This window comes from Sulfitobacter sp. NFXS29 (assembly GCF_040148765.1).
Lineage (GTDB): Bacteria > Pseudomonadota > Alphaproteobacteria > Rhodobacterales > Rhodobacteraceae > Sulfitobacter.
Window position 1 is genome coordinate 37,900 of sequence record NZ_JAGDED010000016.1, and the last position, 11,774, is coordinate 49,673.

Sequence of the window (11,774 nt, forward strand, 5' to 3'; positions counted from 1 at the left end):
ATGGGCAAAATCCTTATTACGCCCCGCTCGCTGACGTCGAACCCGCCTGACGAGTTGAGCGGTCTGGCGACGGCGGGCTACGATGTTGTGTTCTGCACCCCGGGCAAAACGCCGGATGAGGCGGAACTGATAAAGCTGTTGCCAGGTTGCGTTGGCTGGCTCGCGGGTGTCGAGCCTGTGAGCGAGGCGGTGATCCGGTCGGCAGACAGCCTTCGGGTTATTTCTCGCAACGGCACCGGTGTCGACAGCCTGCCGCTGGCGGCAGTCGAGGCAAAGGGTATCCGCGTGGAGCGGGCTGTCGGTGCGAATGCCACTGGTGTTGCCGAGCTTGCCATCGGGCTGATGCTGTCGGCCTGTCGTAATATTCCGGCGGAAAGTGCCGGAGTCCGCGATGGTGGCTGGCCGCGACTCAAGGGGCGCGAGATCGAGGGCGCCACCGTCGGCGTCGTCGGCATGGGCGCGATCGGTCGCAAGGTTGCGACCACGCTGGTCGGGCTGGGCGCCGATGTGGTGGCCTATGACCCGTTCAACCCTACACTCGGGCCTTTGGAGGGTGCCGTGCGCTATGTGCCGCTTGGTGATCTGTTCGCGCAGGCCGGGATGGTGACGTTCCACTGTCCAATGCCCGAAGACGGTAGACCGATTTTGTCCGCTGCGCGTATTGCGTCGATGCCCGAGGGCGCAATCGTGGTGAATACCGCGCGCGCTGGTCTGGTCGATGACGGAGCGATGATAGCGGCGTTGGATCAGGGACAGGTCGCAAGTTATGCGACGGACGTTTTTGATCAAGAGCCGCCCGAGGACCTGCGTATCGCGTCGCATCCCAAAGTGATCGCGACCAGCCATGTCGGCGGTCTGACAGACGGAAGCGTTATGCGGGCGACCCGCGATGCGGTGAACAATCTGTTGACCGCGTTGGAGGCGCAGGATGTCCCAGCATGAGGCGCAGCTGACGGTGCGCGCCGAGACGCGGAGCTTGGCAGAGGTTCTGGCCGAACCGCCGGGTGACGCCGTGCGGCTTTGGTGGCTGGGGCAGGCGGGTTTCGTGATCGACGGAGGCGGACGGCGTGTCGTAATCGACCCCTATCTGTCCGATAGTCTGGCCGAGAAATATGCCGGTACCAAGTTTCCACATGTTCGGATGATGCCCGCACCGGTCGCGCCGCAGGAGATCGCCCATGTCGATCTGGTCGTGGCGACTCATGCGCATACGGATCATCTGGATCTTGGCACCTTACCTGACCTGATGGCCGCGAACCCCGATGCGCCGCTCATCGCACCGCGTGCGGTGCGCGCTGTGGCAATCGAGCGCGCCGCTGTGCCGACCGAGCGGATCGTCGATATCGAGGCGGGCGAGACGATCGAGCCTGTGACCGGTATCAAAGTCACCGCGACACGCGCCGCTCATGAGGCGTTGCAGCGCGACGAGGCGGGAAACCACGTGTTTCTCGGCATGGCCGTGAGCTTGCATGACGCAACGATATTTCACTCCGGAGATACCATTCCCTTCGAGGGTCAGGTCGGGGAAGTTGCGGCACTCGGGGCCGATCTGGCGCTGTTTCCGGTTAATGGCCGCGATGCGGTAAGGCGGGAAAACGGTGTTCCGGGCAATATGGACACGGCCGAAGCGCTTGATCTGGCGGGGGCTGCGGGCATTCCCTTGGTCATCGCGCATCACTTCGGTCTGTTCGCATTCAACACTGCCGACCCTGCGGACATTCGCGAGATTTCGGATGCTCAGACGGCGGTTAACCTGTACCCAGCCGAAGTGGGTTCGTTTTACGAGTTATCGCTGGCAGTACTATAGGCTATTTGAAAGTTATGACAGACATGGAGACAGCAGGTAACCGGAACATCCTTGAAGTCGTTCGCACGATGCAGCCGACGCTGCGCAAGTCCGACCGCAAGGTAGCAGACGTGCTGCTGGAAGTGCCGCACCGGATTTTGAATGCGACGGTGGCCGAGACCGCCGAGCTGGCCGAAGTGAGCCAGCCGACCGTAATCCGGTTCTGTACCGCGATTGGATGCGACGGGTTTCAGGATCTGAAAATACGGCTGGCGCAGAGCCTTGCGCTTGGCACCCCCGCGACCCATTCGGCGATATCGGACGACGATACACCGACCGAAGTTGCGCAGAAGATTTTCGACTACACGATAACCTCGCTCGACTGGGCGCGTCATGCGCTCGACATCGAACAGATGAACGCGGCAGTCAATTTGATCCTGAAGGCGGATCATCTAGAGATCTTTGGTTTCGGAGCCTCGGCCATAGTGGCGCAGGATTTGCAGCAGAAGTTTCCGCTGCTGGGTATCCCCTGTAACGCGACGACCGACAGCCATCAGCAGCTTATGGCGGCTTCGATGATGAAGCGGGGATCGGTTGCGGTGGCGATTTCCAACACCGGCGTCACGCGGTCGATCACCGAGCTTGCGCGTCTGGCGCGGGAGCAGGGGGCGAAGGTCATTGCCATCACGGGCGAGACGGATTCGCCCTTGGTCCATTATTCGGATGTGGTGATCACGGTAGAGACGCTGGACAACACCGACCTGTTCACGCCGACCACGTCGCGCATCGCGGCGCTGGTGGTTGCCGATGTCCTGTCCACGCTGGTCGCGCGGCGTCTGGGAAAGGCGCACAACGAGCGGCTGACGCGGATGAAACGTTATCTGCGTCAGATGCGGCGCAACGAGATGTTCTGAACCTGCGCGCTCAGGTGGCGCGCAGGTTCTTTTCGATGGTGTCCGGCAGGTCGCGCATATGCGTGAGGATGTCGATGGCACCGGCTTCTTCCAGAACCGAGCGGTGGGCAGGCCAGCTATGGCGCCCGCCCGTGAAGCCGATGGCGCGCACCCCTGCGCGGCGTGCAGCGGCGATGCCAGCCGCGCTGTCCTCGATCACGAGACAGTCGGCGGGATCAGCCCCGACCTTGCAGGCTGCGAGCAGAAACACGTCCGGCGCGGGTTTGCCCCGTGCCACCAGTTCGGCGGAATAGACGTGATCGCCAAAGAACCCAGACAGCCCGCAGACGTCGAGCGACAGGGCCAGTTTCTTTACGCCCGATGAAGACGCAACGGCGCGGGGACCGTCGAGACGGCCAAGCGCCTCGGCGATGCCCTCGACCGGCAGAAGTTCGGTTTCAAGCCGCATTTGTAAAACGTCGCTGGCACGGTCCAGGAGCCCGTCAGGCCACGGCGTGCCGCGCCGTTTCTCGAGTTCGGCCCAGATCGCGGGTTTGGGGCGTCCGATGAATTCGTGGATCAGCTCTTCCGTCGTGATCGGATATCCAGCTTCGCTCATAAGCTGGGCATCCGTTTCACAGGACAGGATTTCGCTGTCGACGAGAACGCCGTCGCAGTCGAAGATAATCATTCGCCGTACGGAACCCAGATGTTTTTCACCTGCGTGGCACGGGTCAGGAAGTCTTGGCCGTAGCCTTGCTTGCCAGACCAGTCGCGGGCAGCCGCATCTTCGGTCCACGTCTGTTTGAGGTTGCCGGCGCTTTCGGCTTCGACCATCTTGCCGCCCTCTTTCGTCCCGAAATACCACATACCCGCGACTTCGTCGTGTTGGGCGAGGGTTTTGGACAGTTCGTCGCGCACGCCGGTGACGATGTTTACTACGCCTGCGGGGAAGTCCGACGTTTCGAGGACCTGATAGAGATCGGTGGCCGCGAGCGGATGCGTCTGGCTTGGAAGTGCCACGACCGAGTTGCCCATCGCGATTGCCGGAAGGACCGTTGAGACGAAACCCAGAAGCGGATGCGCGGACGGGCAGGCGATGCCCATGACGCCGAGCGGTTCTTTCATCGCAAGCGTGACAAAGGCGCTTTTGGTCTGGTGCACCGCGCCGTCGAACTTGTCGGCTTGAGCGGCATACCAGAAGCAGCGGCGCACCGCCGTTTCGACTTCTGCCGTTGCATCTTTGGACGAAGCCCCGAAGGAGACGAGACGTTCCTTGAACTCGTTCGAGCGGGCCGCGAGGTTTTCACCGAGGTAGTAGAGCACCTGCGCACGGTTGTGGCCCGTGGCCTTGCCCCAGCCGGTCGCTTTCGCTGCAGCCTCGACGGCGTTCCGGATGTCCTTGCGGTTGCCAAGACCTGCGAGGCCAACGGTGCCTTTCGGACCTTCGACACCGTAGGAAAAGCCGCCATCGGGGCGCGCTTGCTTGCCGCCATAGTAAAGCTTGGCGGTGCGGTCCACGTCCCTGCCCGCCTTGGGGCCTGCGGCCTGCGGCATGGCGTCGGGTGTTGCAGGTGCGGTTTCCGGTTTCTTTGGTGCCGGCAGGGCGTGCGAGACGTATGCGCTCATGCCTTCGCGCCCGCCCTCGCGCCCGAAGCCGCTTTCACGGTAGCCACCGAATCCCGCGCCCGCATCCATGACGTTTGTGCAGTTGATCCAGATAATGCCCGCTTTGATCTTGGCCGAGATGTCGAGTGCAAGATTGATGTTCTCCGACCAGACAGAAGCGGCAAGGCCGTAGCGCGTGTTGTTGGCGAGAGCCAGCGCGTCGGCAGGTGTGCGGAACGAGGTCAGGGTGACCACAGGGCCGAAGATTTCTTCGGTTGCGAGCACGGAGGCCGGTTCCACTTCGGTCGCCAGAGTGGGCGGATAAAAGCAGCCCTTGGGGGCCTCGGTCTGGTAGAGCTTGGCACCCTGTTCCACGCCCTTGTCGACGAGCGAGGTGATGCTGTCGAGTTGGATCGGGTCCACAATCGCGCCCACGTCGGTGCATTTGTCGAGCGGATCGCCCACGCGAAGTTTGTCCATGCGGGCGCGCAGCAAAGCTTCGAACCGGTCGTGGACCTGTTCGGCCACAAGGATACGCGCACCGGCGCAGCAGACCTGACCTTGGTTGAACCAGATCGCGTCCACCACACCTTCGACGGCGGCGTCAAGATCGGCATCGGCAAAGACCACGAAGGGCGACTTGCCGCCAAGTTCGAGGGTCAGTTGCTTGCCCGACCCCGCGGTCTGGCGGCGGATGACGCGGCCCACATCGGTCGAGCCGGTGAAGGCCACTTTGTCGATATCGTCGTGTCCTACAATGGCACCGCCTGTGTCGCCGTCACCTGTGACGATGTTCAGAACACCTTTGGGCAGACCGCATTCGGCGGCGATCTCGGCAAAAGCCAGCGCGGTGAGCGGGGTGTATTCGGCGGGCTTCAGGACCACAGTGTTACCAGCTGCGAGCGCGGGCGCGATTTTCCATGCCAGCATAAGAAGCGGGAAGTTCCACGGGATCACCTGACCGCAGACGCCCACGGCTTCGGAGCCAGGGAATTCGTCTTCGAGAATCTCGGCCCAGCCGGCGTGATGATAAAGGTGGCGGGCAACGAGCGGCACGTCGATGTCGCGGCTTTCGCGGATCGGCTTGCCGTTGTCGATGGTTTCCAGCACGGCGAGGAAACGGGCGTGCTGCTGCACGTGGCGGGCCAGCGCGTAGATAAACTTGGCCCGTTCATGGCCCGAAAGTGCAGCCCACTTCGGCTGCGCCTTGCGAGCGGCGGCGACAGCGCCGTCCACATCGTCTTTGGTGCCTTGGGTCACGCCCGCGATACGTTTGCCGGTTGCGGGGTTTGATACGTCAAACAGTTTGCCGGGCTTGGTGAAAGTGCCGTCGATGAAGTGGCCAAAGCCCGCTTCGTGCTTGGCAAGCCAAGCGTCCACGATGCTGCGATCTTCGGGGGCGGGTCCGTATTCCATGCTGGCGAGAATATCCGTGATTTCAGTCATTGTTCGTCGTGCTCCCTCAAGCGATGGCGTGGCGCGAGGACGCGGCGTAGCGTCCGGTGGCATTGTGTTCGAGCTGGCGTTCGATGTCGCCCAACATGGACGAGGCGCCGAAGCGGAAGAGTTCGGGTTCGAGCCAGGGGCGGCCGAGTTCCTCTTTCATCAGGATCTGCCAGGTCAGCGCCTCTTTGGCGGCTTTAATCCCTCCTGCGGGTTTGAAGCCGATCATGTGGCCGGTGTCGGTGCCGTAATCGCGCAGGGCGCGGATCATGGTCAGGCTGACGGGCAGGGTCGCGTTCACGCCTTCTTTGCCGGTCGAAGTTTTGATGAAATCCGCGCCCGCCTGCATCGCAACCATCGAGGCCGCATAGACGTTGCGCAGGGTTTCAAGCTCGCCTGTGGCAAGGATGGCTTTCAGGTGCGCGCTGCCACAGGCTTCGCGCATCTGGGCAATCTCGTCATAAAGCGCCGACCATTCGCCGCGCAGGGCTTGTTCGCGGTTGATGACGATGTCGATTTCATGCGCGCCGTTTTCGACTGCGTATTTGATTTCTTCCAGACGCAGGCTCAGCGGCGTCAGCCCGGCCGGAAAGCCGGTGGCCACGGATGCGACCGGAACGCCGGAGCCTTCGAGTGCGCGCACGGCGTGTTCCACCATCGTGGGATAGACACAGACGGCGCCGGTGGTGAGCTTCATGTCGCCCAAGCCGAGTCCTTCCATGATGTGCGGCGCAATCGGGTTTCGGGCTTTGGCACAAAGGCGGCGCACGCGGGCGGCTGTGTCGTCACCGGCGAGCGTTGTCAGGTCGATCAGGCGCACGGCGTTCACGAGCCAAGCGGCCTGCCACTGCTTCTTGACTGAACGGCGCCCTCCAAGCGAGGCGGCGCGGCGTTCGGCAGCCGAGCGGTTTACGGCGTGGCCTTCGAACATATCGAGGGCAAGCGGCATACCAGTGTTGCGCGCATGGCCTCCGGTTTCGGAGGTAGGCACAAGCTGGTTCTGTGCCGTCACGGGGGGTTCCTTCAACTCAGCGGTCATGGACATGCTCCAATGCATAGTTTGCGGTCGCCTCGTCGGTGACGAGGACATTGATCAGGCCCGCGTGAAGCGCGCCCAGCACGACGTCGTGCTTGTCTTGTCCCGCAGCGACGCCAATGGCGCGCTCGCGGGTTTGGAGGTCGGACAGGTCGAGCCCGATGGTCCGTCCGTTCAAGCTCGCGTCGACGATGTTCCCACGCACGTCGATGAACCGTCCCAGAATGTCGCCCACAGCGCCGGCCTGCAACAGGGCGTCCTTTTCGCCATCGAGAATGTTCCCCGACAGAAGCAGCGCCGAGGTTTCGCCAAGCGCGCCGAGCGAGAAGCAGAGCACTTTGGCAGTACGCGCCTTGTCGAGTACGTTGGCAACGATACGGTCACGTTCGAGCACTTCGCGGGTGGCGCGTTCGCCGACGATGGCGGGAACCGGCAGCGGAATGAAGCTGCCGTTGCCCTTGCGGGCGAATGTTTCGGCCACGTCGTTGTGGTGGGCCACTTGCGGGACAGGTGCGACGGTGCCGTTAATCTGCACCACTTCAATCCCGTCGGCCCACTTCGGCGGCAACCAATGCGCGACGCGGGCCATCGTGCGACCCCATGATACGCCGACCATATCGGGGCGCGGCTTGATCGCGGCCAGATACTGCCCCGCGGCCTGCGCGACACCGTCAAGCGGGTCGGCACCGGCTTCGGCCCCCGATGCAGGGACAACGATAGCATCGCGAAGCCCGAAAACCCGCGCCAGCGCGCTTTCCAGATCGGGACGACGCGACGAGCGTGGCACCACTTCGATGCGCACAACGCCAAAGTCACGGGCTTCGGTCAGAAGGCGGCTGACCTGCCAGCGGTTCAGGCCGGTTTCGGTGGCAATCTCCGTCTGGCTTCGGTCTTCGAGATAGGCCATGCGCGCGATGCGGACCATCAGAAGCTCGCGGGCTTCGTCGACAGGGAGCCGGTTGGCGGATTTGTCTTTGTCTTCGGAACTCATGAGGCACGTCCTTTGCCGCTGGCGGAGAGCCGGAGCAGGATCGGGCGCAGCACGTCGACCGCTTCGCGATAGTCTGCGAGCATGATTTTGTAGTCTTCGTGCGCGTCCATGTCGGGTTCATGTTCGACCATCGGGGCGGCGACGGAGCCTGCGGCCTTGACGAGCGAGGGCGACAGGCCGAGACCCACTTTCGCGGCTACGGCAGCGCCGTACAGCGACAAGTTGTCTCCGGTTGCGACCTTTACGGGTTTACCGATGGCGTCGACGGTCGCGTCGAGCCACATGCGGTTTTTGAGAATGCCGCCTGCCAGCACGAGCCGGTCGATGTGGACGCCTTGGCGCTCGAGGTCAAAGACCACGTTGGCCGAGCCGAGCGCAACCGAAGTCACGCATGCGCGGAAGATGGTGGCACGGTCGTGGGACAGCGACAGACCCATCAGCGCGCCGCGCAGCGAGGCATCGCGGTACGGCGTGCGGTTGCCCATCCAGAAATCCAGCGCCATCAGGCTGGTGTCGCGGAAATCCACACCGGCCGCTTCTTCGCAAAGTGCTACGAAGCCGTCGTCGTCGAGACCGTAAATGTCGCGGGCGAGCCAGTTCAGGATCGATCCCGCCGAGACCTGCCCGCCTTCGATCATCCGAAGATCGGGGGTGAGCGCGTGGGGGTAGGGGCCCCAGACGCCGGTGATATCGCGCCCGTCGTCGGGCACTTGGGTCAGATGCACGTTCGAGGTGCCGCCGATCATCAGCATCGAACCGGGTTCGACGGTGCCAGCCCCGAAGGTGCCCATGTGTGCGTCAATGCCGCCCTGAACCACTTTGGGACGTGTCGCGAAACCAAGCGCCTTGGCGGCCTCGTCGGTCAGCGTGCCGATGACCGCGCCGATATCGAGGATCTCGGGTGGCAGTTTGTCGATCAGTTCGGGAACGCCGAGGTCGGCATAGAGATCATTGCAAAACGCGCGGGCGCGGCTGTCGTAGTTCCATTTGCAGGTCGCGTTCATCAACGACCCTGCCCAGATGCCGGACAGGCGGAAGTTGATAAAGTCGAGCGCCTCGCACACGATATCGGTGCGCGCCCAGAGGTCGGGATCGTTCTTGGCCATCCACATGGCCTTTGGCACCAGCCATTCCACCGCATCCGATCCGCCGGAATAGGCAAGAACGGGGTGTGACGCGGCTTCGGTCTTGGCGGCCTCTTCGGTGGCGCGCGCATCCATCCAGAGGATCGCGGGCGCGAGCGCCTGACCGTGTTTGTTGCTGAACACCACGGTCGAAGCGAAGGTGGCGACGCAGATCGCGTCGATCTCGGGCTGTCCAGCTTCGGCCAGAACCTCGGGCACCAGATCGCAGAGCGCCGCCCACCAGTCGTCGGGCGACTGTTCGGCGCGGTTGGGGGGGATGTGGCGGGTGCCATAACCCCGCTCTGCCGCGGCCACGAGTTTGCCCGCGTCGAGATCGAAGATCCCGGCACGGACGCCGTTTGTGCCGAAGTCCAAGCTTATCGTATGTGTCATGATGCGACGCGTCCTTCCGTTCCGTCACCCGTTCTTCAAGGGTGGAACAAGACCTTCGAGAAGTGAATATCACGCGCGTCGAAACGGCGGAAAATTTCGGGCAGTTCTTCGAGCTCCAGATCGTGGGAGATCATGAATTCCCACTTCAGCTCGCCGGTGCCGAATTTCTCGATGGTGGTGGTCCACTGCGGTCCGGGGAAGGGTGCGCCAAAGCTGTTCCATGACCCGTGCAGAGAGATTTCCTGACGCAGGAACGTCTGGAACGTCTTGTTGTCCATGGTCACGTCCGGAACCGGTATGCCGATGAAGGACACATGGCCACCAGGGGCTGCGATGTTGATCGCGGTGTTGATTGTGGCGTCGAGGCCGACAGCTTCCACCACCACGTTTGCGCGGGCCTTGTTGCTGTCGGTCTCGGAGGAGAGAACGAGAACGTCTGCGCCAGCTTCGCGGGCGAGGTCTAGTTTCTCTTGTGACACGTCGACAGCGATGACCGAGGACGCGCCCATGATGCGCATCCACTGGATCGCGAAGAGGCCGATGGGGCCACAGCCGACGACGGCGCCGGTCTGACCTGCTGTGATGCCGCCTGCTTTCCAGATCGCGTGAAGCGCGATGGAGGCCGGATCGGTCATAGCTATGGCGCGCGGATCAACGCCTTCGGGGGTCTTCAGAAGGTTCTCGACCGGAATGGCCACGTATTCGGCGTAAGCGCCGTCACGTCGGCTGCCGAAGTAGTCGTAGCCATGGCAGCGCGAGAAGTTGCCGGTCGCACATTCGGGGCAATCGTAGCACGGCAGAAGCGGTGGGACGGCAACCAGTTCGCCTTTTTCCCAGCCTTCGACGCCTTCACCGATTTCGGTGATGTGGCCAGAGAATTCGTGTCCGGTGATGAGCGGCATCTTGTGCGCGCCCTTGATAAGCATCCGCGGCAGGTCGGAGCCGCAGACGCCGACCGAAGCCACACGGACAACAACTTCGCCTGGTCCGGCAGTGGGTTCCGGAACCTTTTCGAGGCGGATGTCTTTCGGTGCGTGAAGCACGATGGCGCGCATGGTGTCCTCCTGAACAACTCAGAGTTTGATTATCACATAAGTGACTAAAGATCACACATGTGATAATCCGTCAGAGGCCGTCGCGTCAAGTGCAAAGCCGCATAAAGGGTTCGCAAAGGCCCGGCACATTGCGGTGGCGGGCTTGTTCAGCATTCGCTGCGAGGTCGGGACGGGTCCATTGCATTGACATGGCGGCGACGCCCTGAGAGCGGAGCGTGGTATTTCCACGCGGCATTAAGAGCTGGACCGACTTTGTTGAGGGCGGTCCGCCCCTGAGCAGGCCCTTTGAGTTGACCGCGGGGCGGCGAAACTGAGGGCGCGTCAACAACGTGACAAAGCCCCGCAAAGATATCCATTGTCGCCTCTGCTCTTTTCGGATCAATTTCCGGTAGTGCCGTATCAAATGTGGCGACAACCGTGGTTATCACGATCCCCCTGATGCGCAAATCTGGGTTCAAAGCCGAGAACGCCGCAGGGATCGCAGCCGTGGCCTCCACGGGCGGGCAGCTCACGACGCCGGTCATGGGTGCGGCTGCTTTTCTCATGGCCGAGTTCCTGAATATCTCCTACGCCGAAATCGTCATCGCTGCGCTCATACCGGCAGCGCTTTATTATGTTGCGCTTTTTTACTGGCGGATCTGACCGCCGCGAAGGAGGGGGTTTCTGGCATGCCCGCCGAGGACCGCCCCCAGATCGGCGCCGTGCTGCGCGCGGGCTGGGTCTGTGCCTTACCCTTCGCGGCGCTGATCTGGGCGCTCTCTTCGTGCCCAATTGTCAACCGGCGACCGCGGGACTGGTTGCATCTGCCATCCCCCTGGTGGTGGGTCTGGTATTGCCCGCGGCCCGATCGGCCCTGCGCCAGGCTCATCGGGGCCATCGCAAAGGGCGGCGCGATTTTTGCGCAGATGGTCGTGATTACCGCCCAGGCGCTGAGTCGCTTGGGCATTGAGCCCATCGCCGGGCATCTCTTCGTCCTCTACTTCGGGATGATGTCGATGATTGCGCCCCCGGTAGCCATCGCTGCATTTGCCGCTGCCGCTCTCGCAGATGCAGGGCCGATGCGCACGGCGGTTGCGGCGATACGCTGGTTGGCCGGCGTTCGTCTTACCCTTTGCATTCGCGTACAACACAGCCCTCCTGCTCTCGGGGACGCCGTCAGATGCACTTATAGCTGTAATTCTTACCGTATCAGGGGTGATTCTGGTGACCGTTTCTTTTGCAGGCTATTTTACTAAACCCATCGGAAATAGTCTGCGGATCGTCGCGGGAACAAGCTGAGCTGGGACGATTTGGGCAACGACTGCTTTAGAATATATTACATAAGTATGATTATAGGTTTTTTTGTTGTAGCCGCAAAGCGATAATGTCACCCTTAAGCAAAGCAGAAGTGTCACTCTGTCCTCGGTTTGGGATGAGGATGTGTGGACATGGGATGGGTGATGATG

Annotated in this window: 11 protein-coding genes and 1 pseudogene; 6 read left to right on the forward strand and 6 right to left on the reverse strand. The window is 62.3% G+C overall.

Features of this window, described 5'->3' with window-relative positions:
• From J3456_RS18370 to J3456_RS18380, 3 genes are read left to right on the forward strand one after another with little or no spacing between them, the layout of a single operon-like run.
• On the forward strand, window positions 1-942 hold the full coding sequence (locus J3456_RS18370) for a phosphoglycerate dehydrogenase (RefSeq protein ID WP_349581665.1): 942 nt from the start codon (window positions 1-3) through the stop codon (window positions 940-942).
• On the forward strand, window positions 929-1,807 hold the full coding sequence (locus tag J3456_RS18375) for an MBL fold metallo-hydrolase (RefSeq protein ID WP_349581666.1): 879 nt from the start codon (window positions 929-931) through the stop codon (window positions 1,805-1,807). The genes J3456_RS18370 and J3456_RS18375 overlap by 14 nt, the downstream gene beginning before the upstream one ends.
• Window positions 1,808-1,830: 23 nt before the next feature.
• Window positions 1,831-2,700, forward strand: coding sequence for a MurR/RpiR family transcriptional regulator (locus J3456_RS18380; RefSeq protein WP_349581667.1), 870 nt, complete (start codon window positions 1,831-1,833; stop codon window positions 2,698-2,700).
• A 10-nt stretch (window positions 2,701-2,710) separates the two neighbouring features.
• Here the strand turns inward: J3456_RS18380 and J3456_RS18385 are convergent, their stop codons facing one another.
• From J3456_RS18385 to J3456_RS18410, 6 genes are all read right to left on the reverse strand, one after another.
• Window positions 2,711-3,370: an HAD family hydrolase gene (locus tag J3456_RS18385; protein ID WP_349581668.1), complete on the reverse strand. Its 660-nt coding sequence runs from the start codon at window positions 3,368-3,370 to the stop codon at window positions 2,711-2,713.
• Window positions 3,367-5,733 (reverse strand): aldehyde dehydrogenase family protein, encoded by a 2,367-nt coding sequence (locus J3456_RS18390; RefSeq protein ID WP_349581669.1) that lies wholly within the window; start codon window positions 5,731-5,733, stop codon window positions 3,367-3,369. The genes J3456_RS18385 and J3456_RS18390 overlap by 4 nt, the downstream gene beginning before the upstream one ends.
• 16 nt (window positions 5,734-5,749) lie before the next feature.
• The gene (deoC, locus tag J3456_RS18395; protein WP_349581675.1) at window positions 5,750-6,679 is read right to left on the reverse strand and encodes a deoxyribose-phosphate aldolase; all 930 of its coding nucleotides are present in this window, start codon (window positions 6,677-6,679) and stop codon (window positions 5,750-5,752) included.
• 79 nt (window positions 6,680-6,758) lie between these two features.
• A complete protein-coding gene (locus J3456_RS18400; RefSeq protein ID WP_349581670.1) occupies window positions 6,759-7,757 on the reverse strand; it encodes a sugar-binding transcriptional regulator in 999 nt (332 codons plus the stop codon).
• Complete coding sequence (locus J3456_RS18405; RefSeq protein ID WP_349581671.1) at window positions 7,754-9,274, reverse strand: FGGY-family carbohydrate kinase; 1,521 nt, start codon at window positions 9,272-9,274, stop codon at window positions 7,754-7,756. Before J3456_RS18405 ends, J3456_RS18400 begins: the two co-directional genes overlap by 4 nt.
• A 35-nt stretch (window positions 9,275-9,309) precedes the next feature.
• On the reverse strand, window positions 9,310-10,329 hold the full coding sequence (locus J3456_RS18410; protein WP_349581672.1) for a galactitol-1-phosphate 5-dehydrogenase: 1,020 nt from the start codon (window positions 10,327-10,329) through the stop codon (window positions 9,310-9,312).
• A 348-nt stretch (window positions 10,330-10,677) separates the two neighbouring features.
• On the opposite strand from J3456_RS18410, the gene J3456_RS18415 reads away from it, so the two are divergent.
• The 3 genes and pseudogenes from J3456_RS18415 (at window position 10,678) to J3456_RS19490 (ending at window position 11,607) form a co-directional block, all read left to right on the forward strand.
• Window positions 10,678-10,971, forward strand: coding sequence for a TRAP transporter large permease subunit (locus J3456_RS18415; protein ID WP_502989523.1), 294 nt, complete (start codon window positions 10,678-10,680; stop codon window positions 10,969-10,971).
• 26 nt (window positions 10,972-10,997) lie between these two features.
• Window positions 10,998-11,411: pseudogene (locus tag J3456_RS18420) on the forward strand (TRAP transporter large permease subunit); the annotation flags it as partial.
• Complete coding sequence (locus tag J3456_RS19490; RefSeq protein WP_502989524.1) at window positions 11,377-11,607, forward strand: hypothetical protein; 231 nt, start codon at window positions 11,377-11,379, stop codon at window positions 11,605-11,607. The pseudogene J3456_RS18420 and the gene J3456_RS19490, both read left to right, overlap by 35 nt.
• Window positions 11,608-11,774 lie beyond the last annotated feature (167 nt).

Excerpts from the sequence above, each read along its gene's own strand:
- J3456_RS18370 (WP_349581665.1), top strand. The coding sequence starts at position 1 with ATGGGCAAAATCCTTATTACGCCCCGCTCGCTGACGTCGAACCCGCCT.
- J3456_RS18375 (WP_349581666.1), top strand. The coding sequence starts at position 929 with ATGTCCCAGCATGAGGCGCAGCTGACGGTGCGCGCCGAGACGCGGAGC.
- J3456_RS18380 (WP_349581667.1), top strand. The coding sequence starts at position 1,831 with ATGGAGACAGCAGGTAACCGGAACATCCTTGAAGTCGTTCGCACGATG.
- J3456_RS18385 (WP_349581668.1), bottom strand. The coding sequence starts at position 3,370 with ATGATTATCTTCGACTGCGACGGCGTTCTCGTCGACAGCGAAATCCTG.
- J3456_RS18390 (WP_349581669.1), bottom strand. The coding sequence starts at position 5,733 with ATGACTGAAATCACGGATATTCTCGCCAGCATGGAATACGGACCCGCC.
- deoC (WP_349581675.1), bottom strand. The coding sequence starts at position 6,679 with ATGCCGCTTGCCCTCGATATGTTCGAAGGCCACGCCGTAAACCGCTCG.
- J3456_RS18400 (WP_349581670.1), bottom strand. The coding sequence starts at position 7,757 with ATGAGTTCCGAAGACAAAGACAAATCCGCCAACCGGCTCCCTGTCGAC.
- J3456_RS18405 (WP_349581671.1), bottom strand. The coding sequence starts at position 9,274 with ATGACACATACGATAAGCTTGGACTTCGGCACAAACGGCGTCCGTGCC.
- J3456_RS18410 (WP_349581672.1), bottom strand. The coding sequence starts at position 10,329 with ATGCGCGCCATCGTGCTTCACGCACCGAAAGACATCCGCCTCGAAAAG.
- J3456_RS19490 (WP_502989524.1), top strand. The coding sequence starts at position 11,377 with ATGCAGGGCCGATGCGCACGGCGGTTGCGGCGATACGCTGGTTGGCCG.